The sequence below is a fragment of the Alteromonas sp. MMG017 genome (genome assembly GCF_018100795.1).
Lineage (GTDB): Bacteria > Pseudomonadota > Gammaproteobacteria > Enterobacterales > Alteromonadaceae > Alteromonas.
On record NZ_JAGJDY010000003.1, the window covers coordinates 468564 to 490835 of the forward strand.

Consider the following 22272-nt stretch of genomic DNA (forward strand, 5'->3'; position numbering starts at 1 on the left):
AAAGTTAAACTACAGTGCATATAAGCAATGATGAGGAAATGAGTTCGTAAAAGGATAGCCTAAATTAGCCATACAATAAGCGTTCACTTGGCTTCAAGATAGCTGATTAAAATACAGTAGTAGGCTTGGCGACAGCCCAATGGCTAAGTGAAAAATCAGTAACGGCTAAGAAAAAACCAAGAATAGGCCAATAGTAGGCGTAGTAGCATGGAGTCGCTATGAGCAAGAATGAAGTACCATTAAACGAAGCAACGCATCGGAATTTATACATCGCGACAGGGTTTGCCGTAGTAATATTGTGTTTTTTCGCCTACCTATACCACTTTTTACACACCCACTATACGTTGTCGCAATCGCTAAATGCGAGCAACTCACTGCATCATGCACTCATTGAAATAGAAAAACGTATTGAGGCACTTGCTAAGCCACAACCTTCAGATGAAATAGCCACTATCCAGAGGGAGTTAATGCCCCTTGCCGTTGAAGCAAAGTATCACTTTCAACATGCTTTTTTAATTGACGATGCGCATTTCGATGACTTTAATACCCAGGCACTCAGTTTAGATGCCTATATCAGCGAACAACAAAGAAGCACTTCACTTTCACTTCCCGAGCAGGTTAAAGTTACTTTGTATTTGCTCCGTACTATTGTTGATTTACCCCCTAGTGAAGTAGCGGGTTATCTATCCCCCCCGCTTCAGCTTTCGCCACTTATTAGAGATATTAGGCTTCAAGAACAAATTACCTTAAATCGGTTAAGCCACAGTGCTCAAAATCTCAAAGTAAGCTTGTTTGTGATTACCGCCTTGTTAGCACTTTCTCTTATGGCGCTGTGGCTATATGTTTTCTCAAAAATTAACCAAAATAGAACTCGTCTGCTTAAGAAAGAAGCGCATACCTCTTCGAAAAATCAAGAATCTGAAGCCTTACTTGAGAATGAAAAGCGCGACTTCCTGAACTTAATGAGCCACGAGTTTAGAGGGCCAATTAGTGCCATTATTACTGCACTAGAACTTATTCCTAACATGAAGCAGCAGCAAGGAAAGCTTATTCAACAAGCGGAACAATCATGCTACCGGCTATTGAACTTAACCAATAACTTGCTCGATATTTTATCGATTGGTAGCGAACAAGATAAACACATTGGCCGGGTTGACCTTATCAGTTTGCTCGACGAATGTATTGCCCCTTACTCCGTTCAGGTTAGAGGGAAAAAAGTCGAATTTACGATGCATTGCAACCATAGCGTTCCCCACTTTATTGAAGGGGATGCCACAAACTTATCTAAAGTCATCCGCAACACGTTAGACAATGCCGTTAAGTTCACACCCAATGGCATTATTGATGTAAATGTCACCACCTTGGTGAAAAACAAAAAGGTTTGCTTGGTCATAAAAGTGAGAGACTCAGGACTCGGCATTGCAGATGACATAAAGCCTAAAATTTTTGAACGTTTTTTTCGTGGCGAACAGCCGCTAGATCATCGGTTTCCAGGTGCTGGTATCGGGCTTACCGTAGTGCAAAAAAGCATTGATCAACTAGGTGGAAGCCTCTCGTTTACCAGCCAAGAGGGCATTGGTACTGAATTTGTTGCCAATATTCCTATTACGCCTTTATCCGATATCGAAACACCCAAAATTAATACTAGCAATGCGCGTTTCGCTATTGTTGATGATTTAGAAATTTCTCGACTGCATATACAAAACATTATTACTAGCGAAGGGTTTTCCGCCCGTTGCTTTGCTTCAGGTTCAGACCTACTAAGCTTGCATGATGAGTTACTACAATACACCGCCATTTTCGCCGACCTCTACATGCCTGGCATCGATGGTTTAGAGCTAACTCGAACACTTCATGCTATTTACGGAAAACGTACACCACCTATTGTGGTGTTATCGGCTACACCAGATATTGCCAATGTTATTGCAAACAGTCAGCTTGAAGTATGGCAATCGTTTGTTAAGCCGGTTGATAAAAACCGTATTGTGGATACACTCCATCATTTGGCGCAACCGAACAAATCAGCTTACCAAACAGTGAATCATGCCAAAGTGTTGGTGGTAGAAGATGAGCCTATCAATGCCCAAATGCTGGAAAACATGCTGATATGCATGGGTCACTCACCTAAAACTGTCACCACTGGCAACGATGCCATCATTCAAGCCAGTGAAGAGTCTTACGACGCTATTTTGTTAGATATTAATTTACCTGATATTAGCGGATTAGAGGTGGCAAAAATTATTAAAGAGAAAAAGCCAAACATTCCCATCGTTGCTATTACAGCTAACGCACATAAAGACGACAAAAAAGCCTCTGAACTTGCTGGTATTCGCTACCACTTAGTTAAACCTGTTACCTTCCAAGAGTTGAAAAACACCTTAGATTTAACCCTATTGAAACTATAAGAGTAAACGCAGAGTTGGTGTAATAAGCGCACTACCAACTCTGTTTGAAGCTACCGAAAAAGACTATGCATGTAGTTGCATTGCAAATAGTTGCTTACACTCCGGCTAGCGCGCTAATACAGTATTTGTTCCGCCCACTTTCTTTAGCTTCGTAAAGCGCTTGGTCGGCTTTTTCAAGCCAAGCCATAGAGCTTTTACTATGAGGGTCGAATTCAGCTAAACCCAAACTCACCGTAAAAGTAATTTCTTCACCATCGTGCTCTACCACCAAACGTTCCGCTAAACGACGAATACGCTCAGCCACTATAACGGCCTTTTCAACGGGTGAGTCGGTAAGAATCACGGCAAATTCTTCGCCGCCATAACGGCCTGCTAAATCAGTTTCCCGGACGCAGCGCGTGATAAGCGCGGACAGCATCTGAATCACTTTATCGCCTGCTTGGTGACCATAAGTATCGTTCACTTTTTTAAAGTGATCGATGTCTAACATCATTGCGGTACTCGCCTTTTCTTGGCGCTTGGCTAACTTATAAGATTGCTCAAAACGCTCCTGCCAGTATCGACGATTAAACAGCCCCGTTAAGCCATCAATTCGGCTGGCTGTTTTAAGCTCTTCATTCAGCCTTTCCATACCAATTTTGCTAAGTGCTTGGTCTGTTACGTCATAAACGACGATACAGAACTTCTCAACATCACCGGTTTCAGAAATTAGTGGAAACATGGTCACGTTCTGATACATGAAACTGGCTTGGCAGGTAATAGGTCTATTGCCGCCAAATTTAAATAAGTATTGGCGCTGTTCCCAAATAATAAATACTGGGCTTTTTAAGTTAAAGACCGGTCCTGATTTAAGCCTCAGCCAATTTTCATCAATCTCTGAAAAATGGGTAAATAAGGAGGTACCTTTAATATCGTGGGGTAGAATTGAAGAGTGGTTCTCCATGAATTTATTCCACGCTTCCACTACGAAATCTCGGTTTAGTACAACAATACCCACTTCGATAGAGTCGAGCAGTTCAGCGGGTAAATTTCCACCTGCAGTCAGTGAAATCATTATGAAGCCTCCTTTTCGACATCCACTAAACGCCCATAAATATGGTTCATCGCTTCATCGGGAAATAGGAGTAACAAATCGAATGCAATATCTCTGGCTTTAATGGCGTAACCAATTTCGATTGCCATTACCTTGCCCCACTTCTTAACATTGTCGTTAAGTAACGCAGCTAGCCCTTGATGTCGACCGAGTAATACAGGAAGCGTATGACTAAATGACACGTTTAGTTGTTCAGACAATCCATTTAAGCATGCACCAATGAGAATATTCGACACATCCATTAATGCTTCAAGCTCTAAGCTTCCCGTAGACTGGTGAGCATCGTATTTTAGTAACTCAACGATGTTTTGCGAGTTAGTATCATTGAAAATAACCAGCGCCTCGCCGCGAATTCCGGCACTAACAAAGCCTTTCGACACGGCTGAAACACAGTCGTTGCGATTTATCTCGGCGATGGCCATCGACAACTCATTACTTTCTAGCAAATTTACATTGGGAATAGGCAGGTCGACAAACTCGCCCATAAGCTGTGCTAGGCTTTCACCAGCCCGGCCCATAGCGATATTCACCATTTCTCGATAAGCATCTAGCTTATCGTCCAACGAGGACGCATCGGTGTCTCTTGCAACGGCTTCTCGCTGTATTGCTGTAGAAACGCCACTATAGATACCGTAAGAAGATAGAATGTTAGTGAGCTTTTCGTTATCAATAGGTTTACGAATAAAATCGATAGCACCTAAAGCCAACATTCGATCTCGCGCTTGCGCTTGTACGTCTCCTGATACCACAATAACCAAACAAGGTAAGTCTTCCTTACGAATGGCCTCCATGGTTTCATAGCCGTCCATGACGGGCATATTCAGGTCAAGAAAGACCACATCGCCTTTACCAGCACGGATAACCTCAAGGGCTTCTTGTCCATTACCGGCAAATGAAATCTCTACGTCCCAACTATCTGGGATACTGCGCGCCATCTGACGTCGCGCAAAGCCTGAATCATCACATATAAGAATAGGTGTAGACACAAAACCTCCTTATATTGCGACGGGTGCTTTTATGTGAGGGTGAGACTGGTAGCCTTTAAGCGTAAAGTCCTCAAATGAAAAATCAAAAATGTCTTTCACGCTTTCGTTTAATTCCATAACGGGCGGCGCGAAAGGTTCTCGGCTTAATTGCAGGTCAACTTGCTCTAGATGATTACTATATAAATGCGCATCACCCAATGTCAGAATGAAATCACCCGGCGCTAGGTCACATACTTGGGCGATCATCATAGTGAGTAAGGCATAGCTAGCAATATTAAAAGGAATACCTAAGAAAATATCACCACTGCGCTGATATAGCTGACAACTCAATTTGCCATCAAGCACATAGAATTGAAACATGGTATGACACGGTGGCAATGCTTGCTTACCCATACTCGCATTTTCACTTGGCGAATATTGTGTATCTGGCAATACAGACGGATTCCATGCACTGACAATAAGACGGCGAGAATCTGGATTGGTTTTGATTTGGTCAATCACATCGGCTATCTGATCGATAGTTGTACCATCGCCATTGTCCCAACTGCGCCACTGCTTACCGTAGACAGGGCCTAATTCGCCCTCTTCTGTTGCCCAACCATCCCAAATGCTCACGCCATTTTCTTTCAAATAAGCGATGTTACTTTCGCCTTTCAAGAACCATAGCAGCTCGTGAATAATAGATTTAAGGTGGCATTTTTTAGTGGTAACTAACGGAAAGCCTTGTTGTAAATCAAACCGCATTTGATAGCCAAATACACTTAACGTACCGGTTCCAGTGCGGTCTTCCTTTTTTACACCTGTATCACGTACATGGCGCATCAATGCGAGATATTCTTTCATCTTTCTTCTTATTTATTGTTTAATTTGTTGCTGTTGGCGGGTGTAGGCGCGCACTAATAGCCCTATGCCTAATGCAATCATAGGTAAACATAATAGCTGCCCTTGGCTTAGCCCCATTTGGTATAAACCAATGTGAGCATCTGGCTCTCTAAAGTACTCCACGATAAAACGGAAACTCCCATAGCCAAGTAAAAAGACACCACTTACCGCGCCAACCGGTCGAGGTTTAGCAGAATAAAGCCATAAAATAACAAACAATAATACGCCTTCCAAGGCAAATTCATATAACTGGGAAGGATGGCGAGGCACATTACCGGCACTTGGGAAAATGATTGCCCAAGGCACATCAGTGGTACGGCCCCATAATTCAGCGTTAAGGAAGTTTCCAATGCGTCCTGCGCCCAAGCCAATGGGCACTAAGGGAGCCACGAAATCACCTAAACGTAAAAACGTGGTTTTCATTCGCTTAGCCTGCCACATTAAGGCCACTAATACGCCAACAAGTCCGCCATGGAACGACATACCACCGGCCCATATTTTAAACAGGTAGAGGGGATTTTCTAGAAACATGCCAAACTGATAGAAGAACACATAGCCAATGCGACCACCCAAAATCACACCAACAAAGCTCCAGAACAATAAATCACTTAGTTGATCTCGCGTCCATTCAGTACGAGACAAACGCTTCTGCGCTAGCAAATATGCGGCAATAAAACCAACGAGGTACATCATGCCGTACCAACGGACACTTAATGGCCCGAGGCTAAAAATAATAGGGTCTATACTGGGAAAAACCAAATAACTGCTTTCAGCCATACGCTTAATTAATTCCTACAAACATTTTGATACTTACCAACACTAACAAACACGCTAGCATTGCTTTTAAAACTCGAGTATTAACCCGCTGGCCCAGCTTTGCGCCAATACCTGCGGTAAATATTGATGTGGTGACAATACCTGCTGTGGCGGGCAAATATACGTAACCTAAACTCCACTGTGGCATACCTGCTTGCTGCCACCCTGCAGCAACAAAACTGGCGGTGCCAAATATTGCGATTAACAAGCCACTAAATGCCGCGCAACCAATCGCCAATCTTATATTAATTCTGAACCAGACTAAGGCTGGCACTAACAAAGCGCCACCACCAATACCCATCAGAGCGCTAATTAAACCTGTGCCACAACCTACGCAACTTAGCACCCATGGTGACGCTTCGCTGTCTGATGTTTTCTGCTTACCGAATATCATTTGTGCGGCAATAATAATAACCAGAACCGCAAAGATATCTTTTAATAGCGCACCGGAAATATGACTGGCAATTTGCGCCCCTAAGATAGCACCTATTGCTATACCAAACCCAGTATAAAGCACTGTTGGTTTATGGATATTACCTAAGCGATAGTGTGCGAACGCAGACGACATGCCCGTAAAAATAATGGTAGAAAGTGAGGTAGCTATGGCCACCGGCATCACAGTCTCAACGGTCATACCAGCAAAGTGAATCAGTAAGTAGGAGAGTACAGGAACGATGATAAGACCACCACCTATACCTAACATTCCTGCTAATAACCCGACGATCACGCCAAGGACTAAGCAGCTCACAAAAATGATGGTTAACGGTTCCATTCAAAATCCTTTATCACACAGCAGAATCTAGCATTTACACTGCTAGCGCCATGCCTATTTTACGCACCCGCCCGTATTAACCCACCTAAGCCTTTTGTCTCTAAATATTCGTTTAAATGACCGAATACTTGTTCATGGCTTTGCGACGTTAACGCGAGAGAAAGAAGCTGTTTGCTTTCCGCCAGCGAAACCTTACGAATAAGCCAATTAATTTTTCGAATATTGAACGCATTCATACTTAAACGACGATACCCCATGCCCATTAATAAAATAGCACCTGCCGGTTCACCGGCAATCTCGCCGCAGATGGTAACAGGGATTTGGTTCTCGTTTGATTGCTGCACAATGTCGTAGAGTGCAGCTAATACCGCAGGATGGTAGCTGTTGTACAGCCCTGCCACACGGGTGTTGTTTCTGTCTACCGCCAACAAGTATTGGGTTAAATCGTTACTGCCCACCGAGAAGAAATCTACGTGTTTCGCAAGCTGCGGCAGTTGATACAATACCGAGGGTACTTCTAACATGATACCTAACTTAGGTCGCTGAAGTACTTCACCCGACTCACAAACCTCGTCACATATCTCAAAGTAGGCTTGGTTAACTAAGCGCTTGGCTTCTTGCACTTCTGCCACCGTAGATATCATGGGTAGCATAATGCGTAGGTTTTTAAGCCCAATACTGGCTCTTAGCATGGCCCGTACTTGTACCAAGAATATCTCAGGGTGATCGAGTGTTAATCGTATGCCCCGCCACCCTAAGAACGGGTTCTCTTCATTGATGGGAAAATAAGGTAGTGGCTTATCGCCCCCCACATCAAGGGTACGCATGGTAATCGGCAAATCGGGTGCCGACTCTAAGATTTGGCGATAAAGCTCGACTTGCTCTTGCTCAGAAGGAAAACGCTCCCGTAGCATAAAGGGAATTTCAGTACGGTACAGACCAATACCCGAGCCAATATGGCCAGCATTAAGCTCGGCTTCAGCAGACAAACCCGCATTGATATATAGCGACATGCGACAGCCATCTACGCTTTCACAAGGCTGCCCGGCTTCGGCGTCTATGCGCTCGGTTATTGCCGACTCTTCTTCAATAAGCTGAATAAATTCAGTTTTAATGTTCCGCTCGGGGGAAACAATTACCTCACCTGCATAACCATCGAGTAAAAGCTCTTTACCCTCAAGCAGTGCAGGAGACACATTCTGACACCCCATCACCGCAGGCACCCCCATTGCCCTTGCTAGAATAGCGGCATGAGAGTTGTTCGACCCACGGATAGAGATGATGCCTTTGAGCTTTTCTCTTGGAAACTCTGCCAGCATGGTTGCCGATACTTCATCGGCCACCAAAATACTGTCTTCGGTGGCGAGTTTTTCTACCAGCTTTTGCCCTTGGCCTTGGCCTTCGGTAAGAATATTAGCCAGAATACGATCTGAAAGGTCGACGATATCGATGGCACGCTCTTGCATGTAAGGGTCGTCCATCGCACGAAAACGTGCGGCGTAATTTTCGACAACCATCTTAAGTGACGACGCAGCATCCCACCCTTGCCTAATTTTCTCTTCTACCTCGCGGCCTAAACTATTGGCATCAAGCAAATGGTGATAAAGCTGAAAGATGGATTTAACGTCATCAGGAATATCGTCATCTAAACTTTTCGATAATCCATCTACGTGTTGGCGCGTGACTTCCACGCCTTTGCGGTAGGTTTGGATTTCGTCGTTTGGATTTTTACTGCGTTTAACAACCCAGTTTTTTAAATTAAGTGACTTATCAGGGGAAAAGCCTTTACCGATAGCTAAGCCGGGCGAACCCGCAATACCAGAGACATTTTTTTGCAGTGCAATACTGTTCACATTGGCGGTATTGTTTAGTGCCCCGCGCATGTCAGCATTGGTAATTTCAAGCGCAAGCTGTGCTGCTAAGGTAACTAAGAAAGCTTCTTCGTCTTCACTGAAGCGGCGCATTTCGCTTTGCTGCAGGGTAATTACCCCCAACACTTTACGCTGGTGAATAATGGGCGTACCCAAAAAAGCGTTGTAGTTTTCTTCTTTAACTTCAGGATAGTGTTTGAATCGAGGATGATGCTGGGCGTTAACAATGTTGAGCGGTTCTTCACGCTGACCGACTAAGCCAATTAAGCCTTCAGAAAAGCCAATATGAACTTGCTCTACTGCATCAGGGTGCAGACCGTCGGTAGCCTTTAAAATAAAGGTTTGTTTCTCGTAATCGGCTAGATATATGGAGCATGAGTCGACATCTAGCGTTTGTTTAACGCGAGATGCCAGGCGAAACAAGGCAGTATCTAGCGCAGGAATTTGATTCATTTCCTGCACGATACGTTTAAGCGTGGTTAACATTGCGCCTTTTTGACCCTGAGTGTCCAATCGCTACTCCCTATACTTTGCTCGTTCGCCTAGCCTCGCCTGCGCTTTTTACCGCGCTTTTGCGACGACGTATTATGGCGCTGTTGTGGACGCTGTTGAGCAGCCATTACAACAGGGGAAAATTCCTTCATAACCCGACGGTAGACGTCTCGCTTGAACGACACGACATTTCTAATTGGATACCAATAGCTCACCCAACGCCAATCATCAAATTCTGGGTGCCCTGTTTTCAATACATTCACGTCCCGCTCATTACAGTCAAGCTGCAGCAGGAACCACTTTTGTTTTTGGCCTATACAGACCGGATTACTTCCCTGACGAATTAATCGCTTAGGAAGCTTATATCTAAGCCAGTTACGTGTAACACTTAAAATGGTGACATCTTTCGGTGTCAGTCCCACTTCTTCGTGCAGCTCGCGGTACATAGCTTGTTCGGCAGATTCCCCTTCATCAATTCCGCCTTGAGGGAACTGCCATGAATGTTGACCATAACGCCTTGCCCAAAATATTTGACCCATTTTGTTGCAAATCACTATGCCCACATTCGCACGGAATCCATCGGCATCTATCACATAGACTCCCGGGCACACTATACTTTTATATCTCTGCATTCTTCCATAATATATACACCATTCAAAGCATTAATCGAAATTCATGCTTTCCTTATAGAAAATTACTGAGCTGAACTATGCGTCCACCCGAGTCTCCACCTGAAAATTCAACTGCGTTATTAGCACGCTGTGACGCCATTGCGGGCTTAACCTTGGGAGAATTAGCCCACATGGCTGACGTTGCCATACCAGAAAATTTACAGCGTCATAAAGGCTGGCCAGGTATGTTGATTGAACGTTGGTTAGGGGCCAGTGCCGGATCTAAACCTCAGCAAGACTTCCCAGAGCTGGGTATTGAACTTAAAACTATTCCCATCGATGCCAATTTTATGCCCCTTGAAACCACCTATGTTTGCTATGCCCCCTTGTTGATGCAGCCAGGGTTAACGTGGGAAACAAGCAATGTACGCAACAAAATTCAACAAGTGCTGTGGTTACCTATTGAGGGAGACAGGCGCATTCCATTGGCGCAGCGCAGAGTCGCCAGTGCGTTTTATTGGCAGCCGAGTGCACTAGAAGATGCGATATTAAAACAAGACTGGGAAGAGCTTACAGAGCAAATACTGACAGGGCATGTAGAATCAATCACTTCTCGCCAAGGCGAGGCGTTGCACCTTCGCCCTAAGGCTGCCAGCGGCAAAGTATTAACTGATGCCTTAGGTCCGCAAGGCGAGCGAATCAAAACGCGCCCTCGTGGGTTCTACTTGCGTAAAACCTTTACCCAGCAGGTGCTTTATAACGCGTTTAGCTAACTTTACGTTTAGCATGGTGATGTCGGTTGGATAAATAGAGGCTGTTAAACTAGCGTGTCTCTTGAGAGCTGCGGAAATGCTTTACCAACACATCGCCTAAAAACTTTTCAGAATTAAGACCTAAGCGTTTTGCCACTTTCGCTATTTTGGCATCACTTCGCAGCAGTACATTTTTGGCGTAGTCCAGCCGGTACTGATACACAAAGCCGCGAAAGTTTTTCTTAAGTTCTAAGTGCAAGGCAATCGCCAGGGTGGTGGGTTCGACTCCTGCCTCATCGCTAAAGTCTTTCAATGTTAGCCCAAGCTTCTTGTAGTTTTTACCATCAATCATGGTGCGCTTAGCTTGACCAATGACCGCTCGCAATTCAGCTGGCTTTACCGCGCCTTCATCCAGCCGCTCGTAATCTAAAGGCGACGGTGACGTTACCCTAGGAAAAGTAAGGCTAAATAGCACCACAAGCAGAGAAACGCCGAGGGCCGTATGATGTAGGCTTTCCCAAAAAGGCACGGTAAAAAAGCCAAAGGTGGCAGCAGTCACCAGCAAAATACTGGCAAACGCCACAACAACCGTATTTGCCATGACGCTGGCAAGTCTTGGTACGCGAAACTCTTGAACATCAACCGCCTGTTCGGGTAAATGCCTATGATACATTTGAATGTGTTCAGTGATGAGAATACCAATGAGCAACACGCAGAACCCCGTTGTTAACGAGGCTAAATAAGCTGGCCATAGCATTAATGGCTCGCCACTCGGAGAGGCTTCTAGCCACAATAGCTTGTCTTCGGTGGGGATAAGCAAAATAGTTAATTGCAGCACGGCCATTACCCAAAAAGGCACCCACAATCGAGAACGTTTAGACGGGTAAGCTAATAACATGGGTTTAACCATTCTATAGCTACACGTCATTAGCAGTACCGCAAATACGTCTGACAACCCATACAGAGGCGCCAGTTGGGTTAACTGCCATAACCGCATCCATTCATCTAACATGAAAACAGGCCAACACAGAATGGCAGCCGCTAGCCAACGCCCTTGAGGTATGCGCTGACGATAATAAACAAACCTGGCTACCACAATAAAATAGAAAAACAGCGCCGCATAAAGGGCGTAGTCATACACCATATCTGCTTTCACCTTACTACATCCTTGTTCGCGATTTACTTGGCAACATTACCAGTAAATATCTCGTTCTAATGCCACAGCGCGGGTTCGCTCCATCACTTTTACGAGCACGGTCAACTTGCTGCTTGTCCACTTGCTAAGTTCGTCTTGCGTTTCTAATTCGGAATCTTGTACGGCTTGGCGAAGCATTAACAGCGCATTGAGTTCCTCAATACCGGTTAACAAATCTAACCAAGGCGCTCTAAAGTTACCCCGCTCTTCTAAAAACAAATCCCCAAGTAGAAAACCGCTCCACAAAGTTTGTCGAAGTACTACCTCTACTAAGGTGTAGTTGGCGGGGCCCATGGCTTTATTGGCTGGCATACTTTGCTGCACCGTTTGCCATCCCTGAGATAACCACCCTTTGGCATGATCTAAAACCAGCAAATCATACCCTGTGGCCTCTCTACGCCATGGTTTTGCGTTAATTAAGTCGATAGCTTGCAGCTTGATATCGGTCGCCATGCTGTCGAAAAATAAACTGGCGGGGTCATGGGCATGCAACAGTCCTGCTTTACGCCCCTGCAAATAACTGACAATAGCAGGGTGTTTGCTTAAGGTTTTGTGAAACAGGCTCTTTTTAGATAATAAATACCGTAAGCTTTGCAGATCGTCTTGCCAAGCCCATTGCTGCGCATAAGCAATGAGCTTTTTATGTAACGCAAGCATTTCTGGGCATTGTAGTACGGGTAAATACAAAGACACGCTTTGTAACAGCAAGCGCACACTCTTGGCCACTTCTGCTAGGGTTTTAATAGAGCCACTTTCAATAAACACATGCTCATGGTGCTGCCAATGAGCTAAAGCCAATTGAAGCGCACTTGAAAAGGCTTCTTCGGTAGACGATTTTGGATTTAGCGGCAAAAAGTCTGGCAAGGGTTTTACTTTGGCGTTAAAACCGTGCAGAAGCTGATACCCTTGCGCCGCTTTAGACACATCACTTAGCCTCACATCCATGCAACTGTTAATGTGAGTGGCCAATATGAATAGGCTATCTAGATCGCCGCTTTGAAGCTCAAGTTCAATCTCATTAATCGGTGAACTCGCTTTATCAGTGGCGGCTTCACCACAATCAAGTACTACCTCTACGCGACTCTTCTCTACCTCTACAATATAAGCATGGCGAGTAAAGTGGGTACTAAATTGCTTTTCCAATTTGCTGTTCATGCTGGGAATATTCCAGCTAGAAGGCCACACTGAGGTATCAAACAGGGTTAAGTCGGGGTCAGGTGCATTGAGATCAATGTTGTATTCTGCACGCTGATGTAACCCACCACTGACTTTCCCATTGGTTTTTAAGGTTTGCTCGTAGCTGCCATTATTGCCGCGTACACGAAAACCCATCTTACTTTCTTGAAAATCGTGATTTACCGTATCGTAATAATCGTTTTCAAGCCGCAGTTCGGTGTGGGAAATGAGGGTAATATTATTTTTTTCGAAAAGAGGGAGTACGCGGTCTTTAAATGCTTGATGCGCACCATCTTGAGTAACAAATTTTAGTTCAATTTCAGACATATTTGCGCAGTGGCACACGTGATAATGATGCAACCTTACCTGTGTCCAAACTAATTCGCAATGACACTGTTAACTGGTTGCGATGAAATTAACCAGTAGACAAAAGTGGAACAAACTTGCCTTTATCGCGGTCAACCAATACCATCTCCATGTTTTAGACGAGTATTTGGACTACCTATGATTCGAAAGTGGTTAGCAGTTGCCCTTTTTGCATGCTCTTGCCAAGCGCTGGCTCTTCAAGAGAGCGATACGCTAGAAGCGTCGTCGTCGCACTATATTCGCGATGATTTATTTATCTTTTTACACACGGGCCCAGGCCGAAACTACCGTATTCTAGGGTCTGTAGAGGCAGGCACACCGATTACTGTGCTAGACCGTGATGCTGATGCAGAGTTCACGCAAGTGACCGATGATGAAGGTCGTAAGGGGTGGGTTGAATCAAAGTATGTGACTACAGAGATGTCACAAGCTGAAAAACTACCTATGTTAAGTGAGCAGTTAGCACAAAGCCAAACCAGCTTACAAACTACCCAACGCGAGAATGCGAACCTGCGCCAGCAGCTTAATGATGCGCGCCAGCAAATTACGCAACTCACAACGGATACTGAACAACAAAGCAACGATATTAAACTCTTAAGTGCGCAAGTAGAAAGTGCAGATAAAGATGAACTGGTCACCTGGTTCACCCGTGGCGGCATTGTTGCCGGCGCAGGTATTTTATTGGGCGTACTTCTGACTTATATGCCGAAAAAGCGTAATCGCAGTAAAGAGTGGATGTAATTACCGATACTGTTGTATCGATAAGGTAAAATTGTCGATGTTAAAAAAAAGCGGCTTGTTAGCCGCTTCTTTTATATCTAGGTATATAAAATGGCTCTCACGACTGCACTTCGGTATCTTCAGGTTCATTAAGAGTAAGTGTAACGTGATAACCATTTACGACCGCACCGGCCTGGAACTGCCATCCCAACCGTTCTGTTAATTTAGTAATTAGCTTAAGTCCCAACCCGTAACCGTTATCCTCAACGTTAGATAGTGGCGAAGCCTCTGCGTCATTCTCGTTTAGGCTCTGGTTCTGGCTGTATTTTAACTCATGGTTCTCGATGGTTAAGGTAGTCTCATTTAGTGAAATAGACACTACACCGCTGTCGGTATGTTGAAAGGCATTTCGGATAACATTTCCAATAATTATTCTACTCGCCGTATCCGGCAGATACAGTGTCGTACTTGGCACATTCACATCGACGGTGACGGTTTTTCCTTTTAATAAGTATCTCAAGTCATCACAAAGTTGCTCAACCATGGTAGCAATGTCCACGGGATGATGAGGCAAAGGTTGACTGTCTTCGCGTGCTAACCACAATAAAGTTTCGGTTAAATCGGTCATTGTTTTAGAGGCGTTATCAATCCGCATTAAGGCATTTGTTCCTTTACTGCCAATTGTATGTGATTGATGTTGTAGTTGCTCTTTTTCTAAAACACGCTGTAGCAATTCCGTGCTGCTTCGAATAACCGCAATGGGAGTACGCAACTCATGACTGGCGTGATTAACAAAAGTACGCTCTCGCTCCAGGGTTTGTTTCACGCTTTGCAGGCTGTTGTGTATCAGTGACGCAAGCGCGTTGAGCTCTTTGTAGCGAAACCTTGGGATAGGTGCATCAAGTTGCTTTTCATCTAGCGCCGCCGCCCAATCCTGAAGCATTTCTACGGGCTTGGTCACGCTTCGCATGATAAGCAACAATACGATTGCGAACACGCCCAGTGCACCTACTCCAATAATGATACTTACCAGTTCATGGCTTAACCACACCGGCCGATGACCACGTCCTTTGGGCTCGCCAAACACTTGAGAAATATACCTTACCTCGCCGCTTTCAAGTGGCACCATCACCAAAAATCGTGCGGCGTATGGGCGCGTGAAAAACCAATCACGCTTTAAATCTTTAACTAAAACAAAAGGAATAAGTTCATCTTGCTTGAATGACGCAAGAATTTCTTCTGGTTGTTGGTCAAATTCGGTACTGATATAGAAATTCAAAACACGCTGTGGCGACTTACCAACTAATTCGGTGTTGCTTGCCATCCTTACCATGGTACCGCGTAACATACCGTCCATACCTTGAAAAAAGCGTTCAGAGGAAAACATTGAAAACAAGGTGATCAGCACACTCCCCACGGCAAGCAAGGTCCACAACACATAGCGACGTAAACTCAGGTGTAAGCCTTTAACCATATCAGCCGTCCTCAGTGAGGTAAAAACCACTGTTTGGCTTACTTAGCACCGAAATAGAGGCATTCACCTGTTCTAAACTTTTTCGTAAATGATGCATGTGCACTTTAAGCACATTACTTTCCGGCGCGCTATCTTTCCAAGCGGCTTCAATAAGCCGTTCTCGGCTAACCACTTCCCCTTTGGCTAACAACAGTTTTTTAAGCAGTGCATAGGTGATAGGGCTAAGTTTAATAAGGTTGCCATTTGCATGAGCCTCTTGCGTATTCATGTTAAGTGTCACATTACCCATAGCGGTTTGATTTACCTGCGCAGATCGCCGACCTGCTAGAGCAGTTACCCTTGCGACGAGTTCAGCCATGGCAAAAGGCTTAATTAAATAATCGTCAGCGCCTTTTTTAAAACCAGTGAGCTTATCTTCAAGCTGGTCACGCGCTGTCAGCATAATAACCGGCGTGTCGTTACCATCGTTGCGCATACGCTCGCAAACGCTAAAACCATCTAAACGCGGCAAGTTGATATCAAGCACGAGTACATCGTATTGATACTGATTAATGAATTGCAACGCAGCCACCCCATTGCTGGCGTGATCGCACTGCATATCCTCTAACTCCAAGTAGTCTAGGACGTTGCCAGCCAATCCAATATCATCTTCAACTAACAACACCCGATTCATTGTTTTCACCTAAGTTTAACCCGTCACTTGCATGGCAGCGTCTTTGGTTTTCTTGCCTAGCTTCGCTACATCTTCATAAATTAACAGCAATGCCGGAATTAATACTAGTGTAATGGCGGTAGCAAACAAAATTCCATAGCCTAACGATGCTGCTGCAGGTATTAAAAACTGTGCTTGAATAGAGGTTTCGCCCAATATGGGATACAGACCTAAAAAGGTCGTTATTGAGGTCAGCAAAACGGCGCGAAGGCGGCTAGAACATGCCTCTACTACCGCTTCTTGCACACGCATACCCGCTTCTTTTAACGCATTGTATCGCGATACCAGCAATAAGCTATCATTCACCACTACACCGCTTAATGCCAAAATTCCGTTTAGTGACAGTATGCTCAGCATCAAGCCATTACTCCAATGTCCTAACACCGCGCCAACAATACCAAACGGAATAGCCGTCATAATAATAAGCGGCTGAATGTAAGACTTAAGCGGAATAGCAAGCAAGGCATAAATAGAGATGAGCGCCAATATAAACACACTTTCCATTGAGCTTTGTGTTTCTTCTTGCTGCTCTGCTTCACCGGCAAAATGTAACGACAAATCTTGATATTGACGAGACAAAGTAGGGACAAAACTTTCGTTTAAGAGGTTGACTAATTCGGTAGCGGTTATCACATCGCTATCTACCGATGCACTAACGGTTAACGCCCTAAGCCCGTCTATACGTACCACCTGCTTTTGTTGCACATCAGGGGTCATGGTCGCAATTACACTTAATGGGACAACCGTGCCATCGTCTAAACGAACCCGCGTATTCATAACATCAGAGGGGTCCATGCGGTCTTCTTCAGGATAACGCACACGCACTTTCACTTCATTTTTGTTGCGTAAATAGCGCTGTACTATTTCACCACCAAAGGCTTTTAATAACTGTTGCGATAAACTTTGTGTGTCCATGCCCATGGCACGGCCTTCTGGGGTCAGTTCGAAGCGCATCATGGCTTCACCAGGGGTGAGAGAGCTTTCAACACCAAATACCCCATCAATGTCAGCCAGCGCTTCTTGGAAGGCCATATTGGCAGCGGTAAGTGTTGCATCATCAATGCTTTTCAACTCTACTTTAAACGCATCCACCATTTCGCGACGGGCTTGAATTTTTAGTTTTTTCACGGCTTCTAAATTGCCACTTAGTGCAGTCCAGCGTGCTGCCAATTCGTCAAGGGTGTATGGCTGAGCCTCGGCCAATGAAATAATAATAGTGCCACTTTGATCGCCATTAGCCGTCACTTGCAGGCTTTTTAAACCGCTCTCATCAGCGCCCTTTTCTTCCACTAGCTGCTTATCTGCCTCTAGCGCGGCATTTTCTAAACGCAATAAATTACGTTCGGTTTGACCAAAACTTGCATCGCTAAAAAGCGCCATATTGGCCGATACCGTATCCCCTTGCATGCTAGGGAAAAATCCGACTCGCACTACACCGGTAAGCGGCAAACTCATGACCACAATAAACAGTGTTATAAATAACAATACCGCGGCATAGCGATACGCAATTGTCGCACTTAATGCTGGCTGATAGAGCTTCTCATTAAACCAATTTAGTCCTCTATCGGCACCGTTTTGTACTTTGCCCCACCACCCAGCAATGCCTTTTTTAGGTGTTTTCTTCGTCGGTAAATGGGCTAAGTGCGACGGTAAAATTAATTTAGATTCCACGACCGACAATAAAAGGCAAAGGGTGACGATAGTACCAAACTGCGAATAAAGCGTGCCTAAGCCGCCTGATACGTTCGACAAGGCGAAAAAGGTTGCTACCGTGGTCAGTACCCCAAAGATGGTAGGCACAGCCACTTTACGTGTGCCTTCAATAGTATTGGCTAAGGTGTCGCCGTACCGTTGCCGAGTGGAATACACACTCTCACCCACCACGACTGCATCATCCACCACAATACCTAACGCCATAATAAAGCCGAAGGTTGTCATTTCGTTTAACGTCATGCCGGTGTAAGAGTCGGTCATGAAATACAGCGTGCCAAAGAAAATAAACGGCAAACCTGCCGCTACCCAAAACGCGACCCGCAGATTAAGAAATATCGCTAGGGTAATAAACACCAGCACAATACCCATTAGGGCGTTACTGGTAAGTAAGTCTAAGCGTTCAGTAATAAGCGTGCTTCTGTCATACCAGGTTTCAAGCTCTACACCTTCGGGAAGCACACCTCTTTCATGCCAGTCATCTACCACGGCATGCGCTTGTGCCACCATGTCGGTGACATCACCGTATTTGTCCATTAATATTTGTAAGCCATACCCATTTTGGCCATTGTATCTAGCCAATGAGTAGCTATCGTCGGCGAACGTGTCGGTTACTTCAGCAACATCACCCACCGTTAACACTGCACCACCTGCACTAGTAACAAGGGGAATTTTGGCAAAGTCTGCAGCATAATAAGCTTGCTCAGACGCTTTTAAGCGAATGACTTTTTCTTCGTTACGTAAACTGGTGGTTAATGCTGTAGATGATTCTTCGTTAATACGAGAAGCAACATCAGATAAGGTTAAACCGTAAGCTTGCAGCTTCGCCTCATCAATTTCTATCGACATCATGGGGTCGACAAAACTTCCCGCTTTTACATCACGAATGTCGTCTTTGGCTAACAAGTCACGCTCTAATTGCTCGCCTAAATACTGTAGCTGTGCATGCGTTGCATCACCGTAAAGCTGTACCCAAATCACATGCTCTTCACGGGTGGCCTTATCGATAATGGCGTTTTCGGCGTCAGAAGGTAAATTTGATATGCTATCGACTTCTGTTTTTACATCATTAAACAGTACATCTAAGTCGTAATCGGTTTCTTTTTCTAACTGAACACTGGCGCCGTTCGAGTTAGACGTAGAAGTAATACGCTTGATACCTGGGACCGCTTCCAAGGCGTTTTCAATTTTAATCGCAATGCCTTCTTCGGCTTGCTCTGCATCACCACTATCATAAACCATAGAGATAGTGACAAACCTTGGCTCCATACTGGGAAAGGCTTCTTTTCTAATATCGCCGTATGACACCATACCAAGCACGATAAGACCGACCATCAACAAGTTTGCTGCCACTGAATTTTGCGCAAACCATGCAATTATGCCTTTGTGACTATTCATCGGCGTTTTCCTCAACAACAGGCGTTACTGGGGTGTTCACAAGGTAATTGCTAAGTGGACGTGCCACAATTTGAGCCTGGGATTTACCCGCTAAAGGTTCAATGTAAGCGTATCCTTCATACTCAAACAATACGGTCGGGGTAAATTTATTCAGTACATTTCTTTCTGGCACAACAAACCATACTTCTTGCTTTTGCGATATGGCTGACGACGGGACTTTCCATACGTTATCTAGCGCTTTACCCTCAATATCAGCGACTAAGAATGTACCGAAAAACAGTGGACTCGCTAGGGTTAACGGATTCTCAACTACCGCAATAGCTCTACGTTGACGCGTATCTTCATCTTGATGAAGCTCAATTCGTTCGATACTGGCTTGCCATTGATGGGCACCTGTTGTGTCGATTAGCGTGACCTTCCAACCGGGCTTTTCACCCACTGTCGCATCTGGCAGTTGCGCCCATTGGCTGGGTGAAAGTGGAATAGATATTTCGGCTAAATTAGCAGAATACAAGCTGGCAACTTCTGTCCCCACCTGTACATAACTTCCTGGCTGAATGCTGCGGCTGACTACTAGCGCATCAAAAGGTGCAGTTATGTTAGTAAACGCTAAATCGCGCTTTGCTGCTTTTACATTTTGCTGAGCTTCGCGCAGCGCTGCTTGAGCTAATTTTAGCTGTGGTGCACGTAGCACTAATTCAGATTCAGGTTCACCGGATAAGCCTGAACGTATCCATTCATCTTGCGCTTGTACCCCCTGAAGGCGCTCTTCTTCAAGTGCCACATAGGCCGCTTCATACGTCGCTTCGGCTGACGCTAATGCTTGTTGATAATCGGTATCGTCTACATAGGCCAACACCTCCCCTTGCGATAACAACGCTCCGGTTTCAAATTGTGACGACAACCGTGTAATTTGACCACTCACTTGCGCTGATAAGGTCAATACATGAGTGGCGCTGGCTTGCCCATAGCCTTTTACCTTTGCGTGATAGCTGGCTGGCGTGACATTAACCACACCCACTTCTGCAATATCTACTGCACTGCTGCGACTCGATACAGTTTGCTGAGCTTGAGAAGTATTCTGCGAACCTTTCGCTGGCCTTTCACTTTCGCCTTGATTTTCAAGACGCGCAGTTGTGCGATCACCCGTAGGTGCGCCGCCCTCTCGGTTAGCAGTCTTAGTGCGCTCGCCACCACGCTCTTCACTTTGAACAACTTGGCCACCACCACCATATCTTGGGCCCTTACCGCGTTTTCCACCTATGCTAGGGCCCTCATCGCCCATTTGACTCATGGTAAAAACGACAGCAATAACAATGGTCATTGCTGCTGCGAAGGTAACGATAACTTTTTTCTTATTCATTGTGATACTCCAAGGCCTAGGGCAAGGCCTAAATCAATACGATTACTTAGCTGAGAATATTGAAGCTCGACGCGCTGCGCCTGCAAATTGAAAGTGGTGTCGTAAACTGACAACAAATCTAAAATATCTACCAATCCTTGGCGGTATTGGCCGGAAAAAGTATCCGCACTACTTAGCGCTTTCTGATAGGCAATATCGATGTAGTGCTGACGTTGTGTAAACGCTTTCTCGTTATCCAAAGCATCTTGTACTTCTTGAACACTGTTTAAGAGTGTTTCACGGTATTGCCACCAGCTATTTAACGCGGTTAACTCGGCATCATCAATTTGTGCTCTTAGTGCGCCGCCTTGGAACAAAGGAGCGGTAATTTGACCCAATAAGCTCCACAACGGATTTGTTAATAACGACTGAGACAGTGTAGTGCCATTGTCGGTGAGAGCAGCAGATAGGCTAATGCTGGGCAACAACGCTTTATAAGCCACTTTCACGTTCGCTTCACTGGCCTTTATATTGTAATACGCGGCTTGTAAATCTGGACGTCGGGCAAGATCTTGTTCTGGTAAGTTGATTAAAGGCTCCAGCACTTCTGGAAACTCAGTCACTGAAGGGAAATCAGACAAGTACTGATCTTGACGGCCTAGCAAGACCGCCAAAGTGCGCTTTGCGGTACTTATACTGTTTTCATAAAGCGCGATTGAGGCTCGGGTTGTTGCGCTGCTAGTTTGCGCATTGTCTAAGTCATCTAACGTACCTAACCCAGTGCGATAGCGTGTTAAAATAATACCTTCACTATTTTCGTAAACGCTTAAGCGCTCATGTTCAATGGCAAGAAGTTGTTGCTGGGTAATAATATCTAAGTAGCTTCGAATAACACTGGCTACTAACGCATCACGGGATGACTGGTAAGCGGCGCGAGCGCTGGATGCATCAAAACTGGCGGCCGTTACGCTATCACTGATTTTTTGCCACAGGTCTAACTCCCAACTGACGGTAACGCCTGCCGAGTAATTTTCATCACTGTTTTCGGTTTTACTTCCTGAAAAATTTGCATCCACATTAAGGTTATCTGCAGCCTCTGCCGAAGCAATGGCGACCTGCGCTTTTCGCAGTGTAATCAGGGTTTGTTGCAAGTTGGCGTTGTTTTTAAGTGCTTCATCAATGTAACTTTGTAACCCCTCCACAGCAACTAAATCGGTTAATGCCGTGGCTGAAACAGCTTCATCTGATTGTGCTTGCCAGATTATGCCGTCTCCCTTCATCTCAGAAGCCGTCTCGCTTAACGAAGGGTCTTGGTGACTAGCACAAGCGCTCAACCCCGTGAGTACAATTGCCATAAGTGGTATGAATGAAGTTTTACGTAACCCGATCATTGAAATTCGATTATTGCCTACCATGAATTTAGCATGTCATAACGAGGGTTAAGGCAGGGTTAACGGTCTTAATTTTGTTTGAATTGTTTTATCGCGCGCAAATAAGCG

General features: G+C 45.0%; 17 protein-coding genes. 3 read left to right on the forward strand and 14 right to left on the reverse strand.

Translation table 11 applies throughout. The annotated features are described in order from the left end of the window. Positions 1-218: 218 nt before the first annotated feature. The gene (locus tag J8L84_RS06640) at positions 219-2405 is read left to right on the forward strand and encodes a response regulator (RefSeq protein WP_211069989.1); all 2187 of its coding nucleotides are present in this window, start codon (positions 219-221) and stop codon (positions 2403-2405) included. Between the two features lie 94 nt (positions 2406-2499). Here J8L84_RS06640 and J8L84_RS06645 read toward each other — a convergent pair whose 3' ends face one another. The 7 genes from J8L84_RS06645 to rppH are packed head-to-tail and all read right to left on the reverse strand — an operon-like array spanning position 2500 to position 9910. Continuing rightward, the gene (locus J8L84_RS06645; protein WP_211069990.1) at positions 2500-3459 is read right to left on the reverse strand and encodes a sensor domain-containing diguanylate cyclase; all 960 of its coding nucleotides are present in this window, start codon (positions 3457-3459) and stop codon (positions 2500-2502) included. After that, the gene (locus tag J8L84_RS06650) at positions 3459-4484 is read right to left on the reverse strand and encodes a response regulator (protein WP_211069991.1); all 1026 of its coding nucleotides are present in this window, start codon (positions 4482-4484) and stop codon (positions 3459-3461) included. The genes J8L84_RS06645 and J8L84_RS06650 overlap by 1 nt, the downstream gene beginning before the upstream one ends. Before the next feature lie 9 nt (positions 4485-4493). Beyond that, positions 4494-5327, reverse strand: coding sequence for a thymidylate synthase (locus tag J8L84_RS06655; protein WP_057794082.1), 834 nt, complete (start codon positions 5325-5327; stop codon positions 4494-4496). 12 nt (positions 5328-5339) lie between these two features. After that, positions 5340-6143: a prolipoprotein diacylglyceryl transferase gene (lgt, locus tag J8L84_RS06660; protein ID WP_211069992.1), complete on the reverse strand. Its 804-nt coding sequence runs from the start codon at positions 6141-6143 to the stop codon at positions 5340-5342. A gap of 4 nt (positions 6144-6147) precedes the next feature. After that, positions 6148-6954 (reverse strand): sulfite exporter TauE/SafE family protein, encoded by an 807-nt coding sequence (locus J8L84_RS06665; protein WP_211069993.1) that lies wholly within the window; start codon positions 6952-6954, stop codon positions 6148-6150. Positions 6955-7013: 59 nt separating this feature from the next. Then, a complete protein-coding gene (gene ptsP / locus J8L84_RS06670; protein WP_211070050.1) occupies positions 7014-9311 on the reverse strand; it encodes a phosphoenolpyruvate--protein phosphotransferase in 2298 nt (765 codons plus the stop codon). 56 nt (positions 9312-9367) lie between these two features. Further along, positions 9368-9910, reverse strand: a complete 543-nt coding sequence (gene rppH, locus J8L84_RS06675; protein WP_041453052.1) for an RNA pyrophosphohydrolase — start codon at positions 9908-9910, stop codon at positions 9368-9370. 116 nt (positions 9911-10026) lie between these two features. Between rppH and mutH the strand changes: the two genes are divergently transcribed. Next, positions 10027-10701 carry a DNA mismatch repair endonuclease MutH gene (mutH, locus tag J8L84_RS06680; RefSeq protein ID WP_211069994.1) on the forward strand — a complete coding sequence of 225 codons (675 nt, stop codon included), beginning with the start codon at positions 10027-10029 and terminating at the stop codon, positions 10699-10701. Between the two features lie 49 nt (positions 10702-10750). Here mutH and J8L84_RS06685 read toward each other — a convergent pair whose 3' ends face one another. Together J8L84_RS06685 and J8L84_RS06690 are read right to left on the reverse strand one after the other, a co-directional pair. After that, complete coding sequence (locus J8L84_RS06685; protein WP_211069995.1) at positions 10751-11836, reverse strand: DNA mismatch repair protein; 1086 nt, start codon at positions 11834-11836, stop codon at positions 10751-10753. A 36-nt stretch (positions 11837-11872) separates the two neighbouring features. After that, positions 11873-13378 (reverse strand): CYTH domain-containing protein, encoded by a 1506-nt coding sequence (locus J8L84_RS06690; protein WP_211069996.1) that lies wholly within the window; start codon positions 13376-13378, stop codon positions 11873-11875. Between the two features lie 177 nt (positions 13379-13555). Between J8L84_RS06690 and J8L84_RS06695 the strand changes: the two genes are divergently transcribed. After that, positions 13556-14158, forward strand: coding sequence for a TIGR04211 family SH3 domain-containing protein (locus J8L84_RS06695; RefSeq protein ID WP_211069997.1), 603 nt, complete (start codon positions 13556-13558; stop codon positions 14156-14158). Positions 14159-14255: 97 nt separating this feature from the next. Here J8L84_RS06695 and J8L84_RS06700 read toward each other — a convergent pair whose 3' ends face one another. Genes J8L84_RS06700 through J8L84_RS06720 form a run of 5 tightly spaced genes read right to left on the reverse strand, consistent with a single transcriptional unit; the run spans position 14256 to position 22164 of the window. After that, positions 14256-15611 carry a HAMP domain-containing sensor histidine kinase gene (locus J8L84_RS06700; RefSeq protein ID WP_211069998.1) on the reverse strand — a complete coding sequence of 452 codons (1356 nt, stop codon included), beginning with the start codon at positions 15609-15611 and terminating at the stop codon, positions 14256-14258. A 1-nt stretch (position 15612) separates the two neighbouring features. Beyond that, on the reverse strand, positions 15613-16284 hold the full coding sequence (locus J8L84_RS06705; protein ID WP_211069999.1) for a response regulator transcription factor: 672 nt from the start codon (positions 16282-16284) through the stop codon (positions 15613-15615). A 15-nt stretch (positions 16285-16299) separates the two neighbouring features. Next, complete coding sequence (locus J8L84_RS06710; protein ID WP_211070000.1) at positions 16300-19431, reverse strand: efflux RND transporter permease subunit; 3132 nt, start codon at positions 19429-19431, stop codon at positions 16300-16302. Then, positions 19424-20794: an efflux RND transporter periplasmic adaptor subunit gene (locus tag J8L84_RS06715; protein WP_211070001.1), complete on the reverse strand. Its 1371-nt coding sequence runs from the start codon at positions 20792-20794 to the stop codon at positions 19424-19426. Before J8L84_RS06715 ends, J8L84_RS06710 begins: the two co-directional genes overlap by 8 nt. Continuing rightward, positions 20791-22164, reverse strand: a complete 1374-nt coding sequence (locus J8L84_RS06720) for a TolC family protein (RefSeq protein WP_211070002.1) — start codon at positions 22162-22164, stop codon at positions 20791-20793. Before J8L84_RS06720 ends, J8L84_RS06715 begins: the two co-directional genes overlap by 4 nt. Positions 22165-22272 lie beyond the last annotated feature (108 nt).